General features: G+C 65.5%; 28 protein-coding genes. 19 read left to right on the forward strand and 9 right to left on the reverse strand.

The window, feature by feature from the left end; all coding sequences use genetic code 11:
- Positions 1-561, reverse strand: a complete 561-nt coding sequence (locus DV733_RS06025; protein WP_049995607.1) for a DUF192 domain-containing protein — start codon at positions 559-561, stop codon at positions 1-3.
- An 83-nt stretch (positions 562-644) separates the two neighbouring features.
- Between DV733_RS06025 and DV733_RS06030 the strand changes: the two genes are divergently transcribed.
- From DV733_RS06030 to DV733_RS06045, 4 genes are all read left to right on the forward strand, one after another.
- The gene (locus DV733_RS06030; RefSeq protein ID WP_049995606.1) at positions 645-1,109 is read left to right on the forward strand and encodes a DUF7109 family protein; all 465 of its coding nucleotides are present in this window, start codon (positions 645-647) and stop codon (positions 1,107-1,109) included.
- A 67-nt stretch (positions 1,110-1,176) separates the two neighbouring features.
- Positions 1,177-1,776, forward strand: a complete 600-nt coding sequence (locus tag DV733_RS06035) for an NUDIX hydrolase (protein ID WP_049995605.1) — start codon at positions 1,177-1,179, stop codon at positions 1,774-1,776.
- 2 nt (positions 1,777-1,778) lie between these two features.
- Positions 1,779-2,882, forward strand: a complete 1,104-nt coding sequence (locus tag DV733_RS06040; protein WP_049995604.1) for an NAD(P)/FAD-dependent oxidoreductase — start codon at positions 1,779-1,781, stop codon at positions 2,880-2,882.
- Positions 2,883-2,981: 99 nt separating this feature from the next.
- Positions 2,982-3,521, forward strand: coding sequence for a metal-dependent hydrolase (locus tag DV733_RS06045; RefSeq protein WP_049995603.1), 540 nt, complete (start codon positions 2,982-2,984; stop codon positions 3,519-3,521).
- 222 nt (positions 3,522-3,743) lie between these two features.
- On the opposite strand, the gene DV733_RS06050 is transcribed toward DV733_RS06045, so the two are convergent.
- The 3 genes from DV733_RS06050 to DV733_RS17285 all read right to left on the reverse strand — a co-directional run bounded on the left by DV733_RS06050 (position 3,744) and on the right by DV733_RS17285 (position 4,924).
- The gene (locus tag DV733_RS06050) at positions 3,744-4,061 is read right to left on the reverse strand and encodes an RPA12/RPB9/RPC11 RNA polymerase family protein (RefSeq protein WP_049995602.1); all 318 of its coding nucleotides are present in this window, start codon (positions 4,059-4,061) and stop codon (positions 3,744-3,746) included.
- A gap of 193 nt (positions 4,062-4,254) precedes the next feature.
- Complete coding sequence (locus DV733_RS06055) at positions 4,255-4,707, reverse strand: Hsp20/alpha crystallin family protein (protein WP_049995601.1); 453 nt, start codon at positions 4,705-4,707, stop codon at positions 4,255-4,257.
- Between the two features lie 58 nt (positions 4,708-4,765).
- Complete coding sequence (locus DV733_RS17285; RefSeq protein WP_170178692.1) at positions 4,766-4,924, reverse strand: DUF7559 family protein; 159 nt, start codon at positions 4,922-4,924, stop codon at positions 4,766-4,768.
- Between the two features lie 122 nt (positions 4,925-5,046).
- Between DV733_RS17285 and DV733_RS06060 the strand changes: the two genes are divergently transcribed.
- From DV733_RS06060 to DV733_RS17290, 4 genes are all read left to right on the forward strand, one after another.
- Positions 5,047-5,835 (forward strand): DUF429 domain-containing protein, encoded by a 789-nt coding sequence (locus tag DV733_RS06060; protein ID WP_049995600.1) that lies wholly within the window; start codon positions 5,047-5,049, stop codon positions 5,833-5,835.
- 187 nt (positions 5,836-6,022) lie between these two features.
- Entirely contained in the window at positions 6,023-6,157 is a 135-nt protein-coding gene (locus tag DV733_RS06065; RefSeq protein ID WP_004059453.1) for an AbrB/MazE/SpoVT family DNA-binding domain-containing protein, read from the forward strand.
- 5 nt (positions 6,158-6,162) lie between these two features.
- Complete coding sequence (locus DV733_RS06070) at positions 6,163-7,506, forward strand: RNA-guided endonuclease InsQ/TnpB family protein (RefSeq protein ID WP_049995599.1); 1,344 nt, start codon at positions 6,163-6,165, stop codon at positions 7,504-7,506.
- Positions 7,507-7,565: 59 nt separating this feature from the next.
- Positions 7,566-7,712: a hypothetical protein gene (locus DV733_RS17290; protein ID WP_170178693.1), complete on the forward strand. Its 147-nt coding sequence runs from the start codon at positions 7,566-7,568 to the stop codon at positions 7,710-7,712.
- A gap of 104 nt (positions 7,713-7,816) precedes the next feature.
- On the opposite strand, the gene DV733_RS06075 is transcribed toward DV733_RS17290, so the two are convergent.
- Together DV733_RS06075 and DV733_RS17295 are read right to left on the reverse strand one after the other, a co-directional pair.
- Positions 7,817-8,773 (reverse strand): L-lactate dehydrogenase, encoded by a 957-nt coding sequence (locus DV733_RS06075; protein WP_049995598.1) that lies wholly within the window; start codon positions 8,771-8,773, stop codon positions 7,817-7,819.
- A gap of 66 nt (positions 8,774-8,839) precedes the next feature.
- Positions 8,840-8,983 (reverse strand): hypothetical protein, encoded by a 144-nt coding sequence (locus DV733_RS17295; RefSeq protein WP_170178694.1) that lies wholly within the window; start codon positions 8,981-8,983, stop codon positions 8,840-8,842.
- Positions 8,984-9,090: 107 nt separating this feature from the next.
- On the opposite strand from DV733_RS17295, the gene DV733_RS06080 reads away from it, so the two are divergent.
- From DV733_RS06080 to DV733_RS06095, 4 genes are all read left to right on the forward strand, one after another.
- On the forward strand, positions 9,091-9,273 hold the full coding sequence (locus DV733_RS06080) for a hypothetical protein (protein WP_049995597.1): 183 nt from the start codon (positions 9,091-9,093) through the stop codon (positions 9,271-9,273).
- Positions 9,274-9,343: 70 nt separating this feature from the next.
- Positions 9,344-11,029 carry a potassium channel family protein gene (locus DV733_RS06085; protein ID WP_049995596.1) on the forward strand — a complete coding sequence of 562 codons (1,686 nt, stop codon included), beginning with the start codon at positions 9,344-9,346 and terminating at the stop codon, positions 11,027-11,029.
- 57 nt (positions 11,030-11,086) lie between these two features.
- Positions 11,087-11,977 (forward strand): NAD(P)H-binding protein, encoded by an 891-nt coding sequence (locus DV733_RS06090; RefSeq protein WP_049995595.1) that lies wholly within the window; start codon positions 11,087-11,089, stop codon positions 11,975-11,977.
- A 29-nt stretch (positions 11,978-12,006) separates the two neighbouring features.
- Positions 12,007-12,714 carry a DUF7530 family protein gene (locus tag DV733_RS06095; protein WP_049995657.1) on the forward strand — a complete coding sequence of 236 codons (708 nt, stop codon included), beginning with the start codon at positions 12,007-12,009 and terminating at the stop codon, positions 12,712-12,714.
- A gap of 6 nt (positions 12,715-12,720) precedes the next feature.
- Here the strand turns inward: DV733_RS06095 and DV733_RS06100 are convergent, their stop codons facing one another.
- Positions 12,721-13,068, reverse strand: a complete 348-nt coding sequence (locus tag DV733_RS06100; protein ID WP_049995594.1) for a thioredoxin family protein — start codon at positions 13,066-13,068, stop codon at positions 12,721-12,723.
- A 97-nt stretch (positions 13,069-13,165) separates the two neighbouring features.
- Between DV733_RS06100 and DV733_RS06105 the strand changes: the two genes are divergently transcribed.
- From DV733_RS06105 to DV733_RS06115, 3 genes are all read left to right on the forward strand, one after another.
- Positions 13,166-13,792: a TetR/AcrR family transcriptional regulator gene (locus tag DV733_RS06105; protein WP_049995593.1), complete on the forward strand. Its 627-nt coding sequence runs from the start codon at positions 13,166-13,168 to the stop codon at positions 13,790-13,792.
- A gap of 217 nt (positions 13,793-14,009) precedes the next feature.
- Positions 14,010-16,316, forward strand: coding sequence for a hypothetical protein (locus DV733_RS06110; protein ID WP_049995592.1), 2,307 nt, complete (start codon positions 14,010-14,012; stop codon positions 16,314-16,316).
- 144 nt (positions 16,317-16,460) lie between these two features.
- Entirely contained in the window at positions 16,461-18,497 is a 2,037-nt protein-coding gene (locus tag DV733_RS06115; RefSeq protein ID WP_049995591.1) for a tail fiber domain-containing protein, read from the forward strand.
- A gap of 18 nt (positions 18,498-18,515) precedes the next feature.
- On the opposite strand, the gene DV733_RS06120 is transcribed toward DV733_RS06115, so the two are convergent.
- A complete protein-coding gene (locus DV733_RS06120) occupies positions 18,516-19,391 on the reverse strand; it encodes a ZIP family metal transporter (protein WP_049995590.1) in 876 nt (291 codons plus the stop codon).
- Positions 19,392-19,589: 198 nt separating this feature from the next.
- On the opposite strand from DV733_RS06120, the gene DV733_RS06125 reads away from it, so the two are divergent.
- A complete protein-coding gene (locus DV733_RS06125; RefSeq protein ID WP_049995589.1) occupies positions 19,590-20,642 on the forward strand; it encodes an NAD(P)-dependent alcohol dehydrogenase in 1,053 nt (350 codons plus the stop codon).
- A 133-nt stretch (positions 20,643-20,775) separates the two neighbouring features.
- The gene (locus tag DV733_RS06130) at positions 20,776-21,222 is read left to right on the forward strand and encodes a pyridoxamine 5'-phosphate oxidase family protein (RefSeq protein WP_049995588.1); all 447 of its coding nucleotides are present in this window, start codon (positions 20,776-20,778) and stop codon (positions 21,220-21,222) included.
- Here the strand turns inward: DV733_RS06130 and DV733_RS06135 are convergent.
- Positions 21,209-22,135, reverse strand: a complete 927-nt coding sequence (locus tag DV733_RS06135; protein WP_049995587.1) for a calcium/sodium antiporter — start codon at positions 22,133-22,135, stop codon at positions 21,209-21,211. The two genes, DV733_RS06130 and DV733_RS06135, sit on opposite strands and share 14 nt — an antisense overlap.
- Positions 22,136-22,223: 88 nt before the next feature.
- Here DV733_RS06135 and DV733_RS06140 point away from each other — a divergent pair, with 88 nt between their 5' ends.
- Both DV733_RS06140 and thiE read left to right on the forward strand, forming a co-directional pair.
- Positions 22,224-23,090, forward strand: a complete 867-nt coding sequence (locus tag DV733_RS06140; RefSeq protein WP_202594331.1) for a DUF6159 family protein — start codon at positions 22,224-22,226, stop codon at positions 23,088-23,090.
- A gap of 44 nt (positions 23,091-23,134) precedes the next feature.
- Positions 23,135-23,776 carry a thiamine phosphate synthase gene (gene thiE / locus DV733_RS06145; protein WP_049995586.1) on the forward strand — a complete coding sequence of 214 codons (642 nt, stop codon included), beginning with the start codon at positions 23,135-23,137 and terminating at the stop codon, positions 23,774-23,776.
- Positions 23,777-23,795 lie beyond the last annotated feature (19 nt).

Consider the following 23,795-nt stretch of genomic DNA (forward strand, 5'->3'; position numbering starts at 1 on the left):
CTACGCCGGGAGTGCGAATTCCAGCGAATCGCCCTCGCTGACCCCGTGTTCTGTCGTCCACTCGTAGGGTACTTCGAGAACGTACTGGCCGCGGCCGGGATAGCGCTGGTCGTTGCCGTCCTCTCCGGGGCCCGGCTCTGGGGCGTGGTAAATCGCGGTGATCCGGCGGTCGCTGTCGGCGTAGACGATGTCGATCCCGAAGTCCATCCGGCGCATGACGTAGACGTGATCACTGACAGTCCCGTAGACGAACAGCATGCCGCGATCCGGCGGGAGCCGCTCGGTGTCGCTCAGCCCGGTGCCGCGAAGCGATCGCGTGTCTGCGATGGCGGCCGTCACTGACCCGAGTGACTCCCCGGCCGCCGAGACGGCCCGGACGGTCGTCGTCTCGTAGTCGGCGTGGATGGGCGTGGTCTCGCCCACCGTCAACGTTCGCGAGTGCGTGGCTTCGTCGCCGCGGGTCGGCGTTCGAGACGATGTCGGCCCGCTATCGTTGGTACTGCAGCCAGCGAGCGCCGCAGCCGCTGCGCCCGCCGCGGCCAGGTACGTCCGCCGGTTCATCGTCAGTCACTGGGGTCCGACGACGCTTAAACACAGCCACGGCAGCCGACAGCCTGAAGCCGGAGGCCGCCGCTCGCTTTCGTATGATGTTCACGCCGGACGAACTCGCGGGGACCGTCGACCTCTTCGGCGCGCTCGACCGCCCGGCACTCCGGCAGGCCTGCGTCGAACTCGCGTTCAAAGAGGGCGACGACCGCGAGCCCGAGAGCTTCGACGACGCCATCGACGACGCCGTCGAGAGCTATCACCTCCTCGCCATCGCGGACGAGGGTTCGGAGGTGCTCGTCCCAGGCCCGGTCGCGTTCCCGACGCTCCCGGAGGGGGCACAGGATCTCCCGCACATCCTCGACGTCGAGGAGCGAACAGTGCCCAGAGAACGGCTGGCCGAGGCCGCCGAGCGACGCTTCCGGGACGACGCCGCCGACGCCATCGCCGCGCGCGACCGCGAGCGGATCGCGGACCTGCTGGACGTCAGCTACGAACTGGACGTGTGGGCCCCGGTCGAACTCAGCGGGACCAGAACCCGGCTGGACGAGGCCCTGGAGTAGCACGTTACGTCGCGGACGGTGTCCGTCTAGCGGGCAAGTTATTACCACACAGCCGCTCAGTCAGGGTATGGATCTGGGACCGATCCGCGCCCACGACCCCGCGGTCGTCGACGGCGACGCACGGGAGGCGTCGGTACTGGTCCCGATCGTCGACCGTGCGAGCGGTCCCCACATTCTGTTTACCAAGCGCGCCGACCACCTCAGCGACCACCCCGGACAGATGAGTTTCCCCGGCGGCGGCCGCGAACCCGAAGACCCAGACCGGACCGCAACGGCACTCCGGGAGGCCAACGAGGAGATCGGTCTCCGACCCGAAGAGGTCGAGATGCACGGCCGGCTGGACGACTTCGAGACGATCACCGACTACGCCGTCCGCCCGTTCGTCGCGTCGATCCCGGATCGCGAGTACACGCCCTGTGACGCCGAAGTCGCCGAGATCACCGTGCTCCCGCTGTCGGCGCTGATCGACCCCGAGAACTACGAGAGCGAGCAGCGCGACCACCCCCGCTACGGGCGGATCCGACTGCACTTTTTCCACGTCGAGGGCTACACCGTCTGGGGCGCGACCGCCGAGATGCTCGTGCAGTTTCTCGAACTGGCGACTGACTGGAAACTGCCGCCCGAACCCGACCGCGTCGTCGACGCAGACGCGGATCTTCCCTCGTAGCGATGCCTGCAATCGACCGAGTCGCTGTGATCGGCGGCGGCGCGATCGGGACGACGCTAGCCGGCGATCTCGCGACGCGGGACGTGGACGTGACCCTGTTCGAGCGCGAGTCGGTCGCATCGGGAGCCAGCGGCCGCGCGGCCGGGATCTGCTACGACGCCTACACCGAGCGCCGTGATATCGCCATCGCCGGGCGAGCCATCGAGCGCTTTCGCGAGTTCGCCGACTCCTTTCGACCCGTGCCCTACGTCCTGCTGGCTCGCGAGGGCGACCGCGAACAGGCCAGCGCGATCGAGTCACTGGCCGAGCGGATGCAGGGCCGGGGCGTCGACGTCGACCTCGTCGATGGCGCGACGCTCGGGTGGGAGTTCCCAGCCCTCGTGACCGACGACGTCGAGCGGGCCGCGGTCGCGAGAAACGCCGGCGTGCTCGACCCCGAATCGTTCACCGAGACGATGGCCGAGCGGGCGCGCGAGGCGGGTGCGACCGTCCAGACAGGAACGGAAGCGACGCTTGCGGACCCACGGACGGTCCGCGCCGGCGGCACGAGCGAACGCTTCGACGCCGTCGTGGTCGCCGCCGGCCCGTCCACGAAACAGATCGTCGCCGAGGTCGGCGTCGACCTCGCACTCGAGTGCTACAGGGCGCAGGCACTCGTGACCCGACTCGATATCGACGTCCCGACCGTCTTCGACGCGACAAACCACTACTACTTGCGACCCCGCGGATCTGGAATCCTGCTGGGCGATGGCGTCGACATCGACGTCGGCCCCGACGACGATCACGGCGAGGCCGACGCGGCGTTCGTCGAGTCGGGTCGCGAGCACCTCGACACCGCACTCGGCGTCGAGGCGTCGGTCGAGCGGGCCTGGAGCGGACTCTGTACCGCCACGCCGGATCGGGACCCGCTGGTCGGCCCTGTCGAGGCGGGACTGTTCGTGGCGACGGGGTGGCACGGCCACGGACTGATGCGCGCGCCAGCGGTCGCTGAGCGTCTCGCAACGCAGGTGCTCGGTGGCGATGGAATCCCAGGCTTCGAACCGACGCGCTTTGCGGGAGACGAGCAGTTCGAGCCGGTCGAAGGGGTGAGCCTCGACGATTCGTGATCGACGGACTGAGCGCCCGCGGTGAAGATACGTAGGCGCCACTTTTTATGTCCATTCACGGTGCGATCTAGACACTCAGCGCAACGGAGTGATCGACCCATGGTTGATGTCCTCGGTCACCTCGCGGTCGGGCTGCTGTGTACCGTCCCGGCGTGGGTGTACTGGAGAGAAGAGGTTGCGTTCACCTTCGTCGCCGTCGTGCTCGGGGCCGTGATCGTCCCGGATATCGACCTCTACCTCCCGTGGGTCCGCCACCACGGCCCGACCCACACCGTGCTCTTCGCCACCATCGTCGCCATCGTCGGTGGGACGGTGTTCGCCCGAGTCGCACCCCGGTTACTCCGGGTCGAACTACGGGACGACCTCCGGCGAGCGGTCCCACTCGGGTTGTTCGGCTTCGCAGCCAGCGCACTCCTCGTCGGCGGGGCGGGGCACGTGGTCGTCGACTCGCTCTCGACGTCGACCGCCGGCCAGCCGGTCAGACCACTCTGGCCGCTGGTCGAGCGGAGTTCCAGCGTCCACGTCCTCCGGCGCTTCAGCGCGCCGCTCTGGAACGGAATCCCCTTCGCGCTGGGGCTGTCGCTGCACGTCGGCGTCCTGCTGCCGTCGGTTCCACGGTCGATGCTGCTCGACGTGTAGGGGGGTGATGGGTTTCGGAAGGGTGTAGGGTGCGCTGGGTTGCGAGACGGAGCGATTCAACACAGCACGGTTGTGTCTTTGCTTTCGTGTCGGAGACGTTGAACCGGCCGCTCACCGAGCTGTGGTTCCTGAGCTGCGGCATCGTACTGCTGACTGTACCAAATCGAACGGATCCGCTACTCCGGGGTGGCGAATGTCTGTCGGAACGTAGAGTCAGCACTATCAGGACTCGCGCCACTTGTGGCCGCACTCGACGCAGGTGAACAACCGAACCTCGTAGGAGCCGCCCGGCTTCGGCAGCATCTCGTAGTAGGCCCGGTCGCTGTCGCAGTCGCCCGCCGGACAGGGCTCCTGCATCGTCTCGGTGGAGTCCGTGGTCGCGTCGGCCACGTCGGGTGCCCCGTCGTCCCGCTGTCCATCCCGGGTCGCCATCGCCGCTTCTGCTTGCGAGTTCCGCGGCTCCTCGTTCTCACAGGAGCGACACACCCACGTGTCGCCTTCCGTATGCATCATCGACCCACACTCGCCACAGAATTGCATATACAGTACGAATACAGGGTTGTCAGATATATGTGTTAACTTCCGATCCGTCTCGGAGTGTAGTGCTCCGGGTCGCGGTGTACGACGTGCTGCAGACGCGCTCTCTCTTCACCAGCGCCTTCGAAACCCAGAACCGATCGGGTGATGCAGCAAAACCACAGTCGCATCCCGCGAATCCGATCCGCAACCGATCTCAGGAGTCGTCGCTCGCGTCGTCGTCAGTCTCGATATCGACCTCTTCGTCGCTCGCCTCGTCGGCGTCTTCGGCCTCGACTTTCGGAATCTCGACGTGGAGCGAGCCGTTGTCGTGCAGCGTCGCCGTGGCTGCGTCGGGATCGACGGACGCGCCTTCCGGCAGCGTGACCGAACCGTCAAGCGACAGTCCGCGGCCGGGAACGAGCATCTCGAAGTCCTCGTAGAACTCCCGGAAGCGGTCGACGCGAACCTCGACCGTCCGATCGGTGAAGCGGACCTGCACGTCGCTGCTGGTCGCGCCGGGGGCGTCGAAGACCGCCAGATAGGCGTCGTCGCTCTCCAGCAGGTCGACCGGCAGCGGCGTCCGCTCCTGGGCCCGGCTCATCGCCCGGCCGACGTTCTCCAGTACGACGTTACTGAGGGACTTCCCGACGTCGCGTAGCGAGGTCATACGCGCCTTTCGTGTGGTAGCGTCTTAGGGGTTGTGCCCCACGGCAGGCGACAGAACCCTACAGCTCGATCTCCTCGAGACAGTCCGTCCCGCCACAGACCGGACACTGGAGGTCGGTGACGCCGTGCTCTTCGGGGACGTCGTAGGTATAGTGATTCTCGAACATGTCCAGAAAGCAGTCCTCGTCAGTACACTTGATCTCCTTCGTGGGTGGCATACCAGCGCCTAGTGTCGGGGTCGGGAAACGGCTTTCGCCACCGTGTGAGGCCCACCGAGGAGGCGAATATGTCGACAAGCCTTCCATAGGGCTAAAAGTGCGGGTGGTGCGTACGGCGGGGTGTGGAGCAGATCCTCGGGGTCGACTTCAGCGGTGCACGCGACGCTGGCCAGAAAATATGGTTGACCGTCTGCATCGAGCGCGACGGCGCGCTGCACGTGAAATCGTCCGTCCCGGCAGCGGCGCAGTTCGACGCCGACTCCCGGGCGGCGTGCCTCCGCGGCGTTCGTGCGGCGATCGAGCGGGCCGACGTCGTCGGGTTAGACGTCCCGTTCGGATTGCCAGCGGCGGTCCACGATCGTGAGTCGTGGACCGACGTCGTGTCGCTGATCGCCGGGATCGACGATCCCGAGACGTTCCGGTCGAGGTGCGTCGCCCGTGCGAGCGAGGTGACTGGCGGCGACCAGCAGTACCTCCGGCGGGAGACCGACGCGGACCGCGGGGCGCTCTCACCCTATCACTGGATTCGCGCCGCCCAGACCTACTACGGGATTCGTGAAGTGCTCCAGCCGCTGGTCGGCGAGGACGCCGTCGCGATCAAACCCCTTCATGACGGTCCAGCGACGCCGGTCTGTGAGACCCACCCCGCGGCGACACTGCGGGACATCGGACTGCCGACTCGCGGGTACAAAGACGACACCGACCGCTCGCGAGATCGCCGCAAGACCATCGTCGAAGGCCTGCAGATGACGCCGCTGTCGATGCACGGAATCGAGGAGTACCTGCTCGACGACGTCGGCGGCGACGCTATCGACAGTCTGCTGACGGCGCTCGCGGCCTGGCGGGCCAGCCGCAACGAGTTCAGTCCCGAGGGCGCGTTCGACCCCGTCGAAGGCCACATCTACAGATAAACAAGGCGAGTGCCTCGGGGTTGTTCGGAAATCGTAGATTTCCGTGATGACGAGACGCGTCGCGTCTCGAACTATTTGACCCCGAGGGTGAAGCCGACAGTGGCCGACCAGCCGCCGGGTTGTCTCTCCCGGCCCACAGGCCCACGGTATCGAAACACTTACTCCGAGTGAATCAGAACAGATATGTATGGGTCAGACTGAGATGGAATGTTACCCGACTGTCCGTGACCGAGGACAGGTCACGATTCCCGAAGATGTGCGCGAACCGCTTGGTATCGAACCGGGCGACCGTATCAAACTCACTGTCGAACGGCTGGACTAACACAGATGGACATAACGCTTCGCTGTCGCGCGTATCCCGACGAGGAAACCGCCAGCGAAGCGTGGCGACACATCGAAATCCACCGGCAGATACGGAACCACGCCATCCGCGACTACTACTCACACGACTACGGAAACCGGCCAACCGCCTACGACCAGCACCGCAAACTCACCGACTGGAAACAGCGGTGGCCGCTCTTTTCGGACGTCTCGGCACACGCCGCCCAGCAGACCGTTTCAGAGATACACAAGAACGTCGAGACGCAGAAGGGTCGGCGGGAAAACGGCCACAAGGCAGGCCGGTTGAAGTGGCAGGGAAGCGGCGAACGTCGGTCAGTCGCGTATCAGTCCGAAGGCTTCAACGTGAATCACACCACGGGCCAAGACGGGTACGCCACTGTTCGACTCTCAAAAATCGGTCACATCCCGATTCGAGCGCACCGAGAGCTTCCCGCGACCGAGCAAATCAAGCGCGTCGTGTTGAAGAAAGAACGAACCGGCGATTGGTTCGTCTCTCTGGTCACGGAACAGGCCGACGACGACCTTCCCGAGAAGCCCAGTCCAGATACGCTCGACCCTGCCGACTGCGTGGGCGTGGACCTCGGGATTCTCTCGTACATCCACACCAGCGACGATACGGCGGTGGATATGCTCGACCTGTCCGACGAGTACGACCGCTACGGGCGCGAACAGCGGAAACTCGACCGGAAAGAACACGGGTCGAACAACTGGGAGAAACAACGGCAGAGAGTCGCCACGGCGAAGCGCCAAATCAAGCGGAAAGTGCTGGACTACCAGCACAAACTCACGACGTGGCTGGTTCAAGAGTACGACTTGGTAGCTGTCGAAGATTTGGACGTAAAGCCGATGCTGGAAACCAGCCAGAACGCCAAGAACAAGCAGGACGCGGCATGGTCGCGGTTTCTGGACCTCTTGGAGTATAAGGGCGACCTGTATGGTACTCACGTCGTTCGAGTCGAACCAGCAGGAACAACCAAAGAGTGTTCGGAGTGCGGTGTGGAAACGTCAAAACCACTCTGGATTCGAGAACATTCCTGTCCGGCGTGCGGTCACACCGAGGACAGGGACCTGAACGCGGCGAAGAACATCCTTTCTCGCGGTCGTAAACAGATAGGGGCGGGACGCTCCGAATCAACGTCCCCAGAAACCGAAGATTTCTGGTGTGAGAACGAATCGCAGAGCGATTCGTTAACGCCTGTGCAGACTGCGCTCCCTACGGGAACCATCTCGGTTCCTGCAAAGCGCGTCGTGGAAGCAGGAAGCCCCGAGGTCGTTCGGAAGACAGAGTCTTCCGTGATGACGAGAGACGAAGCCTCTCGAACCACTTGACCTCGGGGTGGGTTCACGTCTGAGAAACACACAAATACCGCGGGGCGCTCGTGGGGTGTATGGCGAAGGTCTACTACGTGACGATCAACGGCGAGCAGGTCAAGGGCCCCTTCGACACCCGGGCGGAGGCCAAAGCCGTCGCCGACGACATGAACACCCACGAGGTCAACATGGAGTATCGCGTCGAGGGCGTTCGGCAAAACTGAAACCGGGGACTGCGCGCCGTCCCATAGTGATTACTGTCGGTCTGTTCCACATCGACCGCCCGAAGTCGGGCGGTCGTAGTGGTTAATCGCTGCAGTAATCACTATCAGAGGCCGAGCTGTTCGATCTTGTCGCGAAGCGTCTCGGCGGAGGTGGTGAGCTGCTCGCGTTCGTCGTCGGCGAGGTTGAGTTCGAGGACGTTCCGGACGCCGCGACGGTTCACGACACAGGGCAGGCTGATGTAGAGGTCTTCGAGGTCGTGCTGGCCCTGCATCAGCGTCGAGACGGTCATGATAGTGTCCTCGTCGCGGATCAGCGCGTCGATGATGTCCGTCGTCGCCATCCCGATAGCGTAGTAGGTCGCGCCCTTCTTCTCGATGATCTCGTAGGCCGCCCCGCGGACCTGCTCGGCGATGTCGGTTTTGAGTTCGTCGTCGTGAGAGCGAGCCGTGAGTTCACAGTACTCGTCGAAGGGGATCCCCGCGAGGTGGGCCGTGCTCCACAGCGGGACCTCGCTGTCGCCGTGCTCGCCGATGACGTAGGCGTGGACGTTCTTCGTGGCGACGTCACAGTGCTCGCCCAGCACCTGCTTGAAGCGGGCGGTGTCCAGCGTCGTCCCAGAGCCGATGACGCGCTCGTAGGGCAGATCCGAGACCTTCCAGGTCACGTACGAGAGGATGTCGACCGGGTTCGTGACGACGAGCAACACGGTTTCGGGCGCGATCCGCTCGGTGATCTTCGGGACCATGTCCTTGAAGATCTCGACGTTGCGTTCCAGAAGTTCCAGTCGGGTCTCGCCGGGCTTCTGGCTCGCGCCCGCGGTGATGACGACCACGTCGGCGTCCCAGCAGTCCTCCCAGTCGCCGACGTAGACGTCGACGGGCTTGACGAAGCCGACCCCGTGAGAGAGGTCCATCGCCTCACCCTCTGCCTTTTCGCGGTCGATGTCGATGAGTGCGATCTCGGAGACGGTGCCGCTGTTCATCAGTGCGAACGCCGTCGTCGCACCGACGTCGCCCGTCCCGACGATCGCGACCTTGCCTTTGATGCGTCCAGTTGACATTCGTATGCGGTGGTTCCGACCACGCAGCTATAAAAGTGCGGTCCGATCCCGGAACGGGAGAATCGACTACGAACGCCACTCGTGACCGCACCGCGCACACTCGAAGTACCGCCAGTCCGTCCCGCCCGGGACGCGCTCGCGCCCCGTCGTCTGTCGGTCGCTACTTCCACACACTGGACAGGCCATCAGTGCCTCGCTACTGAGGGACATACCTGGGGATACGGAGTGCTGGTATATATTTTTTCGGTAGTGAGTAAAGACTTTCACGCAGGTCGAGAAGCGAAACACCGAGGGTGGTGGCAGGGCTAGACGGGAATATGACCCGCACGACCTACACCTGCGACGGGTGCGGGGCACGGCTGGACAACGAGAAAGACCTGCGAAAGCTCGACGGGACGAAACGCCCGCAGTGGCAGTGTCGTATCTGTCAGACGACCGTTCCGTCGGTCGTGGCAGAGCGGCTCAGCCACCAGAAGCAGAACGCCCAGGAGCAACGCTGACCGTCGAGAAGACGACCGACGGGCACCGGGACGCTTTTTTCGACCCGGCTTGAAGCCGTTGGCAATCGACATGGTATCACTCCCGGGATCGGTCGGCGACGTGAACCTCACTCGCCGGGACCGACTCGTCGTCTACTACCTCGTCGGACTGACCGTGCTCGTGCTCACCTACACGGGCGTGTACAACCTGGCGATGGCGCGGATCGAAGGCGTCGATCAGTCGATCTTCGCCTCCTTCGAGTTCGTCGTCCAGACGATGACGACGACGGGCTACGGCCAGGATTCGGGCTACTGGAACCATCCCCTGATGTTCCTCTACGTCGCTGGGGTGCAGATCTCCGGGATCGGGATCGGTTTCTTCACGCTGCGGCTGATCATCATCCCGCTGTTCTCCAGCGCGGACGTCAACCTCGACAACCGCCTCACCCCGAAACGCGACCACGTCGTCGTCTGTGAGTACCGCCGGGACTCGGAGGTCCTGCTCGAAGAACTCGAAGAACTCGGGATCGAGTACGTCCTCATCTCCTCGGACGAAGACGAGGCCAGACGACTCTCCGACGACGGCTACGCGGCGATCGACGGCTCGCCACAGGACGCCGAGGCGTACCGACGAGCCAGCATCGACAGCGCCCGGGCGGTCATCACCGACGCGGGCGAGGCCAACGTCGACACGATTCTGACGATTCGCTCGGTCAGACCGGACATCGACGTCATCGCGCTCACCGACGACAGCAGTCTCGAAGACGTCCTCTACGAGACGGGAGCCGACAGCGTCCTCTCGCCGCACAGCGTCCTGGGCCATCGGCTGGCAGAGAAGGTCGTCGCCTCGTTCGATACGGAACTGGGCGACGCCGTCGAACTCGGCGAGGACATCGAACTGACTGAAGTCTCCGTCGAACGCGGGAGCTCGCTGGATGGGGTCCGGATCCGCGAGTCCGGAATCCGAGAACGGACCGGGGCGAACGTCGTCGGGGCCTGGATCGACGGCGAACTCCAGATGCCGCCCGACCCCGATTCGGTCATCCAAGAGAACACCGTCTTGCTGGTCGCTGGCGAACACGAGGCGCTCGAAGAACTGAGCGAATTTACCCGCTCGGCCGACCCATTCGGCCGACCGGACAGGGTCGTTCTTGCGGGCACGGGTGAAGTCGGGAGCGCGGCCGAGCGAGTGCTCGACGAGGAAGGGATCGAGACGGTCACCATCGACCGCAACGAATCGACCGGGGCCGATATCATCGGGGACGCCGGTGAGCGCGAGGTCCTCCGCGAGGCCGGAGTCGAAGACGCCGGGATGCTCCTCGTCTGTGTCCCCGACGACTCACAGGCGCTGCTGACGACGGTTCAGGCACAGGCGATCAACCCCGACATCGAGGTACTGGTGCGGGCCAACGAGATGGCGACAGTCTCGAAGGCGTTCCGGGCCGGCGCGGACTACGTGCTGGCAGTGCCGCAGGTCAGCGCGCGGATGGTCGCTCGGGATCTCCGCGGTGAGGACGTCCTCGAACCTGCGAGTCAGATCCGGGTGATACGCGTCCCGGCGACCCCCTTCGCGGGCGAGACGCTCGCGACCGCCGGCATCACCGAGCAGACGGGGTGTCGGGTGATCGCGATCGACGACGAATCGGGCCTGACCACGCGGATCGATCCGCAACGAGAACTCCACGCCGACGACCGACTCGTCCTCGTCGGCAGCGACGCCGCCGTTCAGGAGTTCCTCAAGCGCTTCGACGTCTCCCCGGCAGCTAAGGGGAACTGACCGCCCCGATCCGCAGACGCCCCGCGGTTTTTTGCGCTGGCGGCCCACAGCAAGGGTATGCGAGTACTCGTCACGGGCGCGACTGGGTTCGTCGGGAGCAACCTCGTCCCGGCACTGCTCGATGCGGGCCACGACGTCGTCGCGATGACCCGCGACGCCGGCCGATACGAACCACCCGAAGGCGTCGAAGTCGTCGAGGGAGACCTCCTCGAACCCGAGACGCTGGCCGGTGACTTCGACGGCGTCGACGCGGCCTACTATCTGGTCCACTCGCTGCAGACCGGCGGCGACTTCGAGGAGCGCGACCGGGAGGCCGCGACGAACTTCTCGGCGGCCGCCAGCGCCGCCGGCGTCGAGCGAGTGCTCTACCTCGGCGGACTGGGCGAGACTGGCGACGACCTCTCGCCACACCTGCGGTCACGCCAGGAAGTCGAGACCCTGCTCGCCAGAGGTTCGTACGATCTGACGACGCTGCGGGCGGCGATCATCGTCGGCGCGGGCAGCGTCAGCTTCCAGATGGTCCGCCAACTGGTCACCAAGCTCCCCGTGATGATCGCCCCGAAGTGGGTCTACACCTACTGCCAGCCCATCGCGATCAGCGACGTCGTCTCGTATCTCGTGGGGGTGCTGGACGCACCCGAGACGGCCGGCGGGACCTACGAGATCGGTGGTCCGGAAGTACTCACCTACAAGGAGATGCTCGTCCGCACGGGCGAGGCGATGGGCAAGCGACGACTGATCGTCCCAGTCCCGGTGTTGAGTCCGCGACTGTCGTCGTACTGGGTCGATCTCGTGACGGACATCCCGCGATCGATCTCTCACCCGCTGATCCTCGGTCTCAAGAACCCCGTCATCGTCACCGACGACAGTATCGAACAGCACGTCCGCGTCGACCGGACGCCGTTTCAGGAAGCCGTCGAGCGAGCACTGACGGAGGTCGACGAGTGACTGACGACAGTGGGACCACCACCCCGTCGATGGCGACAGCGACCGAGGGCGAAGATCGGTGGGTCTACGAGAGTATCGTGGGCGCGATCCCGGGTGTCCACTTCTCACGGGCGCAGGCGGTGGCGATTCAGCTGGGGCTGTTCGGGCTGGGCGTCGTCGTGCTCGCGGCGCTGACCGACCGCTGGGAGGGGCTCGCGCCGGGGCTGGCGGCCGTGCTCGTCGTCTCGGCCGGGAGCGTGCTCATGCTGACGATCGGCCGGCGAATCCGACGGCTGGACGTCCCCCAGATCTACACGCACACCCTCTTTGGCTCCCAGATCGAGATCGTCCTCGGCGTCCTCTCCTTTGTCGGGCTGGTGACCTACCTGTTCGTCGCCGACCCGCGTCAGGCGGGCGAGCCGCTGATCCAGCGGTTGCTCGGTCCCGAGCCGTCGCTGCTGTCGGTGTACTTCATGCTGCTGGTACTCTGGGACGTCTGCTATCGCATCGGAACCGGCTGGTGGGCCAGTCTCGTCGGGCTGTGGCGGTCGGTGTTGTTTGCCGACCAGTTCGATCCCGACACCCGAGCGGCACTGATCGAAGTCGATCTGGTCACGATCGGCTTCGCCGCCGTACAGGTCGTCCTCCTGCCGTTTCTCGGAGCGCAGCCGCTGTTGCTCGTGCTCGTCTCGGGCCACGTCGCCGCAGTGGCGACCGTCTCGGGGCTCTCGATCCTGCTGCTGTGGCGACGCGGCTGAGACATATCACGTGGTCGCGAAATCCTGTAACTCCTCGCTCGGGACGAACCCGTCCGAGAGGCGGTCGACCGGCTCGCCGTCGACGAACAGCACGAACGTCGGGACGCTCGCGATGTCGAACTGGTCGATCAGCGGCGGATCGTTCCGGGGATTGATCGTTCCGACGACGACACCCGACCGGGCGAGCCCGCCGAGGATGGGCTCCATCGAGGCACAGATCCCACAGCCATCTGTATAGAACTCGACGAGCACGCGCGGATACGTCTCGACCAGCGAATCGAGCGCCTCGCTGTCGGCCAGATCGACGGGTCGCTCCGGCGGCTGATCGGGATCGAACGATGGAGTCGAAGACATATCGATGAATACGGCCCCGAAAGGGGTTAACGCAACGGTTCCAGCCGGGGACAACCGGAAGGTTCTTCCCTGTCATTAACTAACTGGTCAGTCAGGAATGGACGTTGCGAACGGGGATCCGGAGTGGGAGCCGAACGAGACGCGGATCGAGTTGCTGGAGGCAGCCCGGGAAGCGATGTGCAAGCACGGCTTCGCGGATCTGACGATGCAGTCGATCGCCGACGAGTCCGAGAAGAGTAAGGCAGCGCTTCACTATCACTTCGACACGAAAGCCGAATTGTTGGCCGAGACGCTGGCGTATCTGCTGGCGGAGTTTCTCTCGGAGGTCGACATCGGCGAGGAGGGCGATCCGGAACAGCGACTGCGGGCGCTCGTCGAGGCGATGCTGTTCGGGCCGAACGGCCGCGACGGCGACTCCAGCGGCCACTGGGAGTTTCACACGGCGCTGCTGGAGGTCCAGTCACACGCACCCCACGACGAGACGTTCCAGGCGCAGTTCACCGACAACTACGACCACGTTCGACACCTCGTGACCGACATCATCGACAACGGGATCGAGCAGGGCGTCTTCCGCGAGGTCGACGCCGACCGGACGGCGGCACACATCATGGCCGCGATCAAAGGTGCGCGAGTCAACCAGGTCGCGACCACCCGCGAGGACATCGCCGCGACCGTCCACGACTCGTTGCTGGAGCAGGTCATCGATCCGCTGGTCGTCGAGTAGCTCTCTGTCTCGGTCTCATCGATCGGGTTTCGACCCCCGTATCGGTCAGGGAAACCCGTGAAGTGGCACCTCGGTCGGGAGCAACGAGCCGGTCGTGACCGGAAAAAGCCCGGAACCGACGAGCTGTGACTGGTGTCAGTTGAGTTTGATTACCACTGGTTTTTTCAATATGCCAATCGATCCGTGTTACGTGCTATCAAGCGTCAGGTGATCGAAGATGTCCAACTCAGACGAGACGAACACTCCCGACTCGACCGAGAAGAACGACACATCTGCGACGGCGTCGCCGTCGTCGAACTACAAGACACGTGGCAAACAGGATGCGCCGGATGGCACTGGTGTGCTGGGATACAATACATCCCCAACTGGCGCTGCCCACGGCGTCGAGGGTATCGTCGAATCGGACGTCGGCAACTCTGCGGGCGTGCGAGGAGACGCGTTGAACGGCAGCGGCGTGTACGGATCTTCCACGGACGGCGATGGGCTCAAGGGGACGTCCAACTCCGGGCGGGGGATGTACGCGCGGTCCGAGCAGTCCTTCGGCGCGGCGCTGTACACGAACAACGGCGATGCCTCCGGTGTGTTCGTGCAGAACCTGGCCGGAACCAACGTAAGTGACGAGGGATACGGCGTCGAGGCGCGCACGCAGGCCACCGGCGCGGGCTCGGCGGGCATCTACGGCGAGGCCACGCAGGGAAACGGGGTGACCTACGGCGTCAACGGCGTCACCGCGTCCGCCGACAATCGTGCTGCGGGCATCAACGGTGGGACGACAGACGCCAACGGATCGGCCGACGGCGTCCGGGGATTGGCGGTCGGCGACGGGGACGGCGTCTACGGCGAGTCGCGGAGTGGCGGCACCGGTGTGCGGGGCGCCGCGACCGATACCGGTACCCTGGCCTACGGTATCGAGGGGACCACGCAGTCGTCGGTGACTGACGCCGCCGGCGTTCGAGGTGAAGCCACCCAGGGGAGCGGCCAGACCTACGGCGTCTACGGGACGACACAGTCTGACGCCACGGCCGCTGCAGCAGTCCGTGCCGACGCCGCGGAGGGCCGAGGCGTCTACTCGACGACCACGGGCGGTGACGCGTTCTTCGGACTGGCGGAAACCGGGATTGGGATTGTCTGTCAGTCGTCGGACAGCCGGGGTGCTCAGTTCACGACTCTCGACGCAGGCCGGGCCGCCGTCTGGGCGCGCTCGTCGAACATCAACAACCCGAGTGGCGCCGGCTACGGTGTCGAGGGCCGGGCCCGGGGCTCGGGCACTGGTACGGCGGGTGTGTACGGCGAGGCCGAGAACGGGACCGGTCAGAATTACGGCGTCGACGGCGTCACGGTGTCGTCGGGTACAGACGCGGCCGGTGTCCGTGGGCGTGCGACCGAGAACAGCGGGCAGACATACGGGGTCTACGGGGAGACGCAGTCGGACGATTTCCAGGCTGCCGGGATCAAAGCCCTCGGGACCGACACCCACGGCATCCGCGCCGAGACTACCGGCCAAACCCGCAACGGCGTGTACGGAATCGCCTCCTCCGGGTCGGGGTTCAATTTCGGTGTCCGCGCTGATTGCAATTCGACCGATCCCGGTGCACGGGGTCTCAAGGCAAAACTGACAAACTCCAGTGCGACCGGTGTCGCCGTCGAGGGCGTGGTCGACACGTCGTCGGCCCACGCAGCCGTCCAGGGGGACGCACCGGACGATGTCCCGGCGGTCGAGGCCCTCGGTCGCCTGACTGCCTCGGCGACCGTCAGTGGCGGGGCGAACACTCTCACGGACCACGTCGCTGCGATCAGCAACACGGAGCCGAGCGACGGCTTCAATCACGTCATGGCACTGGAGATGCCGAACATCAGCGGGCCTGCGGAAGGAAATAATTTCCTCACGTTTCTCGACAGTACGGGGCCGATCGGCGCGATCGAGGGCAGCAGCGGCGGCATCAAACTGGACACCGCCGCTGGTGACTTCGCGGAGTACTTCCCGCTCGCCGATCCCGAGACCGACACCGAGGCGGGGACAGTCCTCGGCCTAGAGTCAGGTGAACTCGTCGCCGACGCAGACGGTGCGGAGGCGGCTCTGGTCGTCACCCGGGACGCCGCGATCACGGGCAAGAACCCGGACGCGGGCGAAGGGTCACCCGACGACCACGAATGCGTGGCCTTGCTGGGCCAGGTTCCGGTGAAGGTGGCAGGCGCTGTCGATGCCGGCAATCTCCTGGTGGCTGCCGGCGACGGTCGTGCCGAGTCCGCCTCGGGCGCGGATCCCAGTGCTGCCGACGCGCCGGTCGTCGGCCGGGCGCTCGAATCGGTCGCGGCGACCGACAGCGGCTCCAGGACAGTCGAAGCGTTCGTGGGTCGGGCGTCGACGGCCGGAAGCGACGACGAGAACGTCGAGCAACTGCGGGCCGAGCTCGCTCGGAAAGAGGAGACAATCGAACAGTTAGAGGACCGACTGGACGACCTCGAAGCGGCCGTCGAGCAACTGGCCAGTGGGAACCCGCGACCTGCCTCGGCGGACGATTAGGGCTGCAACCACCGGGTGGGCGGCGAATTACCGGCTATGAGGGACAGAACCAGCTATTTTCGACCCTTCCCGGATTTTTATTGGGTAGAAAACATCATTTAGTGTCATTCGGCACCCAGCGACGGGCGGTCGAGGAGCTTTACAATGTCAGAGGCACCCGATTCAGAGAACGTGGATTCGACCGAGGCGACTGAGTCGCTGGCGACGATGGCGGTCGTCTCGAACTACAAGGTTCTGGGGCAGTTCACCGACTACCAGGGCGCCGGCGTGCTGGGACGGAACGACGCCGGGAGCGGGACGCCCATCGGCGTGCAGGGGGCAGTGCCGAACAGTAGCAGTGGGTACGGGCTGGCGACGCCAGACGATATGCGGCTGGCGGGGATCCTCGACACCGACGAGACCGACTTCAGGGTGCAGGCGGGGACGACATCAACCAAGGAAGGACAGAACGTGATCCTTGGGCACGCGAGTAACCACGTCGCGGACGCCGTGGTTGGCGCGACGATCGGTGGCGGCGGGTGGGACGACGGAGCCGTCGCGTTCACCAATGAAGTGTACGATAACTACAACACGATCGCAGGCGGCCAGCGAAACGTCACTGGATCGCCGAACGACGACGATCCGACCACATCGGAGTACGCGACGATTGGTGGGGGCTACAATAACGAGGCGGCCGGTGAAGCTTCGACAGTCGCTGGCGGGGATAAGAACCAGGCGAGCGGATACGCCGCGACCATCGCAGGTGGGTCCAATAACAGTATACATTCGATGGCCACCGAGGCGACGATCGGTGGGGGCGGTAGCAATTCCGCAGAGAGGGGCCGAGCCACCGTCGCAGGCGGCGGGGGGAACGCAGCGAGGGGAGAGAAATCGACGATCGGCGGGGGCTTCGGCAACGAGGCCACGCTGACCGCTGCGACTGTCGGCGGCGGTGATTCCAACAGGGCCTATGCACAGTACGCGACGGTTGGCGGCGGACAGAACAACGAGGGCAGCGGCAAAAACGCGACAGTTAGCGGCGGCGATTCGAACCTCGCCTTTGGCGAGTGGTCGGTCGTCGGTGGTGGCCAGTACAACGACGTGATGGCGAGCCACGCGACGATCGCCGGCGGCGGCAGCACCGACGGCACCGACGCGACGGGCAACGCGGTCTACGACGACTACGGTACAGTGGGCGGCGGCGGGAACAACCAGGCTGGGATGGACGACAGTACCTCCAATGCCATCTACGCCGTCGTCGGTGGCGGCCAGGACAACACGGCCTCGGCCGCTCGCACGACTGTCGGAGGTGGAGAGGCTAACACCGCCAGTGCCCAGCACGCGACCGTCAGCGGCGGGACGAGCAACAGTGTGACTGCCGCGAAAGGGACGGTCGCCGGCGGGGAGAAAAACCAGGTCCAGGAGACCCAGGCCGTCGTCGTCGGGGGGGTCGAGAACATCGCATCCGGGACACAGTCGGTGGTCGCTGGCGGCTTCGACAACGAAATCAAGTCTGGTGCACTCCAGGCAGCCGTTGGCGGTGGGTACTTCAACATCGCCGATGGCGACCGCGCGACGATCCCCGGTGGGAGAGGAAACAAGGCGACCGGGAAGGTCAGTTTCGCCGCCGGCTACCGCGCTCAGGCCGTCGACGATGGCGCATTCGTCTGGGCCGATGACCAGGGTGCCACGAATTTCAGTTCTTCCGGTCAGGTCGGTACCTCCGATCCCACCGGTGCAAATACGTTCAGCGCTCGCGCCTACGGTGGGGTTCGGTTCGCCACGGGGTCGAGCAAAGTGACCTACATCTCTTCGGGGTCGACGGGCTGGTCGACCTCCTCTTCGCGAGCGGTCAAGACCAACGTCAGCCCCTTCGAACCCGACGCCGCACTCTCCGGTGTCGAAGAGATGGACGTCTGCACCTGGGAGTACGAAGACGAGGACGGCGAGGGTGCAGGCGTGACCCACGTCGGGCCGATGGCCGAGGACTTCCACGAGGCCTTCGAGGCCGACCTGGGTGATAGCGACGAGCACATCAACTCCATAAACGCCGACGGGTTGGCCTTCGCCGCCATCCAGGGCCTCTCGGAGCGGCTCGAGCGGAAGGAAGAGCGGATCGACGAATTGGAGGCCGAGAACGAACAGTTGCGCGAGCGCCTGGAAGAGATCGAGGCACACGTCGGACTGGACAACGGGACCTGATCCTCGCCAGCATCGCGATCACCCGGCCAGTGCGATATCGAGATACAGCATGACAACGACCCCGAGCATGAGCCCGAGCGTCGCGACGCGTTCGTGGCCGCGGGTGTGGGTCTCGGGGACGATCTCGTCGCTGATGACGAAGAGCATCGCGCCCGCGGCAAAGCCCATCGCCCACGGCAGCAGTGGCTCGAAGATCACGACGGCCACCGCGCCCGCCACGGCCAGCGGGATCTCGACGACGCCGGCCCGGACGCCAGCGAACAGCGCGTACATCTTCCGATCGAAGCCGGCGTTGATCGCCGCGACGGACACCGCGAGTCCCTCGGGGACGTTCTGGATGCCGATGGCGAGCATGAGCGCGAGCGCCTCGCCGACGCCCGCCGTTTCTCCGCCGGCGGCCCCGAAGCCGACGCCGACCGCGAGGCCCTCGGGCATGTTGTGCAGCGTGATCGCGAGGATGAACAGCACGACCGAGGCGACCCGCGGATCGTCGACCGACGGAACCGAATCGCCGGGGTTGGCGGCGTCAGAGCGTTTCCGACCCGTCAGCAGGTAGTGGGCGTGCGGGACGATCACGTCACCGCGGTCGAGCGCGAGCGCCCCGAGGAGGACGCCAGCGAGGACGGGCACGGGCTGGAGGAATCCCGTCGCCCACCCGACGGCCTCGGGGGTCAACTCGATCCCGGGGATGATGAGGCTCGTGAACGCCGCGGCCATCATCACGCCCGCGGCGAACCCGAGTGCGGCGTCCAGCATGCGCTCGCTGGGATCCTTCCAGACGAGTACCAGCGACGCACCGAGCAGATTCAGCGACGCGATGAACAGCCCGCCGACGAGGCCGTGTATCAGCGGATCGCTGCCGAACACCTCGACGAACTGGTCGGCGACCGCCACTACCGACCCCTCCCAACTCGGGCCGGTCGAACCTGTCTCATGGTTCCGGTCGTCTCTCGGCTACAGTATGAATCTACGGGCCTGCGCCTGCCCCAGTGTCGTACCCCGTCCGCGAGCCGACCACCATTTCCCAGCCAGAGCTATTCTGGGTATTCTTTTATCATAGTTCCCGGCGAAGCTAGTAGTGGTGTAGACCAAATGAAAGCTTTCGTCATGCAAGGGATCGGGGAGACGGCGATCGTCGAGAAAGAGCGGCCAGAGCCGGGACCGATGGACGCCATCCTCAAACCAACAGTCGGGTTGATCTGTACGTCGGATTGCCACACCGTCCACGGTGCGATCGGCGACCGGGACAACCTCACGCTCGGCCACGAGGTCGTCGGGATCGTCGACGAAGTGGGATCGGAAGTCGAGGACTTCATGGCGGGCGACCGGGTCGCGGTCGGCGCGATCACACCCGACTGGAACGCAGAGGCCGCCCAGGAGGGCCATCCCTCTCAATCGAACGGCGCGCTCGGCGGCTGGAAGTTCGCCAACGTCAAGGACGGGACGTTCGCCGAGTACGTCCACGTCAACGACGCCGACGGCAACCTCGCGCCCATCCCGAAAGGCGTCACCGACCACCAGGCCGTCTACACGGCCGACATGCTCTCGACGGGATTCGCCGGCGCGGAGAACGCCGACATCCCGATGGGCGGCACAGTCGCAATCTTCGCGCAGGGCCCGGTCGGGCTGATGGCCACGAAGGGGGCCGCCCTCCAGGGAGCCGGCCAGATCATCGCCGTCGAGACCCGTGAGAACCGCAAAGAGCTGGCCCGGGTGTACGGCGCGACAGACATCGTCGACTTCCAGGACGGGGACCCGGTCGCACAGATCATGGACCTCACGAACGACAGGGGCGTCGACGCCGCCATCGAGGCGCTCGGGGCCGACGAGACGCTCCAGAACTGTATCGAGGTCACCAAACCCGGCGGGACAGTCTCGAACGTCGGCTACCATGGTGAGGGCGAGTTCCGCCACATCCCGCGCGAGGAGTGGGGCGTCGGGATGTCCGAGATCTCGATCGTCAACGACCTCTGTCCCGGCGGCCGCGTCCGGATCAGCCGTCTCCTGCGCCTGCTCCAGGCTGGCAAGGTCGACCCGAGGAAGATGACGACTCACGAGTTCTCCTTCGACGAGATCGAGACGGCCTTCGAAATGATGGACGACAAGCGAGACGACATCATCAAGCCGCTGATCCGGTTCGACTGATACTGCCGGCTGTAACTATTTGAAGATACTCGGCACCCCGGGGTGCCGAGATTCGTTATTGATTTACAGCCGGTAGTATGAGCAACGCGCGTAGCGAGCATAACTATTCCTCGCTCGCCGTTCTCGACCCGGCATGGGCACTCGACAGTACAGCGACCTCAGCGACGACGAACGCGACGAGGTGCTCGGACGGAACGAAGAGGGCGTGCTCGCGCTGGCCAGCGGTGACGACCCCTACGCGATCCCCGTCTCCTATGGATACGACGGAGTCGAGCACCGGTTTTACTTCCAGCTGGTGAGCAACGACGACAGCGAGAAGCAGCGCTTTCTCGGCGCGACGACGCCGGCCCGGCTGGTCGTGACCGAGCAACGCGACGGGGGCTACACCAGCGTGGTCGCCGACGGCACGCTGACGAGGCTCTTCCGGGACGAACTCTCGGTCGAAGAGATCTACCAGTACGGCGGCTCGAAGCGGCCGCTCCTGGAGGCCTGGGGCGAAGACGAGGACGTCGAGCTGTACGAACTCGACCCCGAAACGCTGACGGGTCGGCGATTCGAGATCGATCTCAGACGAGATTGATCGCCCAGCGGATCCCGGCGAGGACGAGCAACGCCGCCCCCTCCAGCCGGGTCAACTGCCGGCCAGTCCACAGCAGCGCGACGACCAGCAGGACGGTCCCGAGCAACCAGACCACGCTCCAGGTCGCCTCCGAGGAGACGGCGAGCGGCTGTAGCAAGCCCGCCAGCCCGAGGACGCCGAGGACGTTGAACAGGTCGCTGCCGAGGAGACTCCCGACCGACAGCCCCGACTGGCCGCGTCGCGCGGCCACGAGCGCCGTCACCAGTTCCGGCGTCGACGTCCCGGCGGCGACGACCGTGACCCCGATCGCCCACTCGGAGATTCCCGCCGCGGCCGCGATGGTCGAGGCGCTGTCGATCAACAGTCGGGCACTGACGACGACGAACACGAGCCCGCCGGCCAGTCGGGCGGCGTCGACGGCCGGATTCGTGGGGTCGGCGGGCTCGGCGACAGTCGCGATCGCGCCGCTACGGACGAGCACGAGCAGGTACGCGACCAATCCGGCCATGAACACGCCGCCTTCGAGCCGCGAGAGCTGGCCGTCCCAGAGGACGACGAGAAGGGCGATCGAGGCGAGCACGAGAACGAATCCGTCGCGGTGGACCAGCCGCCGCGTCCGATCGAGCGTCCCGAGCAGCGCCGTTATCCCGAGAACGAACCCGAGGTTGAACACGTTCGAGCCGACGACGTTACCGACGGCGATGTCCCCGCGCCCGGCGAGGGCGGCCTCGGTCGTCACCGCAAATTCGGGCATCGACGTACCGAAAGCGACGACGGTCAACCCGATCACGAGCCGGCTGACGCCGAGCCGGGCGGCCAGCGCGGACGCGCCGTCGACGAGCAACCGCGCGCCGAGCCAGAGCCCGCCGATCGTCGCGAGCACGATTACGGTCTCGAGCGCGAGCGGTGCCATGGCCCGGGCTTGGGCCGGCGCCGCCGAAAAGACCACTGGTCGGGTATCGGATACTTTGAAGGCCCCTGCTGGCGAACGCCCGATAGAGATGTTCGGGATATTCAGACGGCTGAAGATCGGGTTCGGCATGGCTCGCCGGAGCGGGCGCGTCCTGCGGGCGCATCCGAACCTCCTGATCCTGCCGTTGCTCGGGGGAATCGCAGGCATCGCGTTCATGGCCACGCTGTTCGGCGGGCTGTTCGTCGGGGGTTTCTACGAGAGCCCAGGGCCGGTCCTGTACGGCGCGCTGTTCGTCGCCTACGTGATCGAGACGTTCATCGCCTCCTTCTTCGCGGCGGCGCTGGTCGCCGCGACACGGGAGGCCTTCCACGGCGAGACGCCGACCGTCGGCGGGGCGATGCGGGCCGCCTGGGACCACAAGTGGCCGCTGCTGGCGTGGTCGGTGATCGCGGCGATCATCGGCGTGATCATCCAGGCCATCGAGTCACAGGACAACCTCCTCGCCCGCATTCTGGCGGGGCTGTTCGCCGTCGCCTGGTCGGTGATGACCTACTTCATCGTCCCGGTGATCGTCTTCGAGGACGAGTCTATCTCGGGGATGTTCACAGAGAGCGCGCGGACGTTCAAGAACACCTGGGGCGAGTCCATCGGCGCGATGGGTGCGATCAACATCGTCACCTTCCTGCTCGTGCTCGTCGGCGTGCTCCTCGGGGCCGCGACGTTCCTCGTCGTCCCCGGCACAGTCGGCATCCTCGCGGCAATCGCGATCGGCTTCACCGGGATCATCTTCGGCCTGCTGATCGGCAAGTCCCTCACTGGAATCGCAAAGACCGCACTGTACGTCTACGCGACCGAGAACACTGCCCCCGAGTTCTTCGAGGACATGGACTTCTCGGCGCTGGGCGGTGAGGATAGCGGGTCGAGCAGTTCGCGGATGAGCGGCGGCCGGATCTGAACACGACCGCAAGGCCCACTATTTCGACCGCAGTACCACCGCCAATGACCGACTGGAACGTCTACCTCGTCACCCAGCAGCGCCACTCGAAGGGGCGAGACACCCGCGAGATCGTCCGGGCTGCCATCGCTGGCGGCGTCAACGTCGTGCAGTTGCGTGAGAAGGACGTGCCCGCCAGAGAGCGCTACGAACTCGGGCTCGATCTTCGGGAACTGACCCGCGATTCCGGTGTCCCCCTGATCGTCAACGACCGCGTGGATATCGCGCAGGCCATCGACGCCGACGGCGTCCATCTGGGCGACGAGGACCTGCCGGTCGAGGTGGCCCGCGACCTGCTGGGCGAGGACGCCATCGTCGGCCGATCGGTGTCGTTCGTCGAGGACGCTCGCGAGGCCGAACGGGCGGGCGCGGACTACCTCGGCGTGGGTGCGATCTACGCGACCGGATCGAAGGACGACATCGACGACGAGGAGCACGCGATCGGTCTCGACCGCCTGGAATCGATCTGTGAGGCCGTCTCGATCCCGGTCGTCGGGATCGGCGGCGTCGACGCGAGCAACGCAGCCATGGTCGCAGCCACAGGAGCGGACGGCGTCGCCGTCATCACGGCGATCACGGGAGCCACAGACCCGGAAGCGGCGACGCGGGCGCTGGGCGACGCGGTCGAAACGGGGCGACGGCGCTGACCCGCCGTAACGCACAAGC

It is taken from the genome of Halapricum salinum (genome assembly GCF_004799665.1).
Taxonomy (GTDB): Archaea; Halobacteriota; Halobacteria; order Halobacteriales; family Haloarculaceae; genus Halapricum; species Halapricum salinum.

Coding starts and splice junctions, on each gene's coding strand:
- DV733_RS06025 (WP_049995607.1), bottom strand. CDS start 561: ATGAACCGGCGGACGTACCTGGCCGCGGCGGGCGCAGCGGCTGCGGCG.
- DV733_RS06030 (WP_049995606.1), top strand. CDS start 645: ATGATGTTCACGCCGGACGAACTCGCGGGGACCGTCGACCTCTTCGGC.
- DV733_RS06035 (WP_049995605.1), top strand. CDS start 1,177: ATGGATCTGGGACCGATCCGCGCCCACGACCCCGCGGTCGTCGACGGC.
- DV733_RS06040 (WP_049995604.1), top strand. CDS start 1,779: ATGCCTGCAATCGACCGAGTCGCTGTGATCGGCGGCGGCGCGATCGGG.
- DV733_RS06045 (WP_049995603.1), top strand. CDS start 2,982: ATGGTTGATGTCCTCGGTCACCTCGCGGTCGGGCTGCTGTGTACCGTC.
- DV733_RS06050 (WP_049995602.1), bottom strand. CDS start 4,061: ATGCAATTCTGTGGCGAGTGTGGGTCGATGATGCATACGGAAGGCGAC.
- DV733_RS06055 (WP_049995601.1), bottom strand. CDS start 4,707: ATGACCTCGCTACGCGACGTCGGGAAGTCCCTCAGTAACGTCGTACTG.
- DV733_RS17285 (WP_170178692.1), bottom strand. CDS start 4,924: ATGCCACCCACGAAGGAGATCAAGTGTACTGACGAGGACTGCTTTCTG.
- DV733_RS06065 (WP_004059453.1), top strand. CDS start 6,023: ATGGGTCAGACTGAGATGGAATGTTACCCGACTGTCCGTGACCGAGGA.
- DV733_RS06070 (WP_049995599.1), top strand. CDS start 6,163: ATGGACATAACGCTTCGCTGTCGCGCGTATCCCGACGAGGAAACCGCC.
- DV733_RS17290 (WP_170178693.1), top strand. CDS start 7,566: ATGGCGAAGGTCTACTACGTGACGATCAACGGCGAGCAGGTCAAGGGC.
- DV733_RS06075 (WP_049995598.1), bottom strand. CDS start 8,773: ATGTCAACTGGACGCATCAAAGGCAAGGTCGCGATCGTCGGGACGGGC.
- DV733_RS17295 (WP_170178694.1), bottom strand. CDS start 8,983: ATGTCCCTCAGTAGCGAGGCACTGATGGCCTGTCCAGTGTGTGGAAGT.
- DV733_RS06080 (WP_049995597.1), top strand. CDS start 9,091: ATGACCCGCACGACCTACACCTGCGACGGGTGCGGGGCACGGCTGGAC.
- DV733_RS06085 (WP_049995596.1), top strand. CDS start 9,344: ATGGTATCACTCCCGGGATCGGTCGGCGACGTGAACCTCACTCGCCGG.
- DV733_RS06090 (WP_049995595.1), top strand. CDS start 11,087: ATGCGAGTACTCGTCACGGGCGCGACTGGGTTCGTCGGGAGCAACCTC.
- DV733_RS06095 (WP_049995657.1), top strand. CDS start 12,007: ATGGCGACAGCGACCGAGGGCGAAGATCGGTGGGTCTACGAGAGTATC.
- DV733_RS06100 (WP_049995594.1), bottom strand. CDS start 13,068: ATGTCTTCGACTCCATCGTTCGATCCCGATCAGCCGCCGGAGCGACCC.
- DV733_RS06105 (WP_049995593.1), top strand. CDS start 13,166: ATGGACGTTGCGAACGGGGATCCGGAGTGGGAGCCGAACGAGACGCGG.
- DV733_RS06110 (WP_049995592.1), top strand. CDS start 14,010: ATGTCCAACTCAGACGAGACGAACACTCCCGACTCGACCGAGAAGAAC.
- DV733_RS06115 (WP_049995591.1), top strand. CDS start 16,461: ATGTCAGAGGCACCCGATTCAGAGAACGTGGATTCGACCGAGGCGACT.
- DV733_RS06125 (WP_049995589.1), top strand. CDS start 19,590: ATGAAAGCTTTCGTCATGCAAGGGATCGGGGAGACGGCGATCGTCGAG.
- DV733_RS06130 (WP_049995588.1), top strand. CDS start 20,776: ATGGGCACTCGACAGTACAGCGACCTCAGCGACGACGAACGCGACGAG.
- DV733_RS06135 (WP_049995587.1), bottom strand. CDS start 22,135: ATGGCACCGCTCGCGCTCGAGACCGTAATCGTGCTCGCGACGATCGGC.
- DV733_RS06140 (WP_202594331.1), top strand. CDS start 22,224: ATGTTCGGGATATTCAGACGGCTGAAGATCGGGTTCGGCATGGCTCGC.
- thiE (WP_049995586.1), top strand. CDS start 23,135: ATGACCGACTGGAACGTCTACCTCGTCACCCAGCAGCGCCACTCGAAG.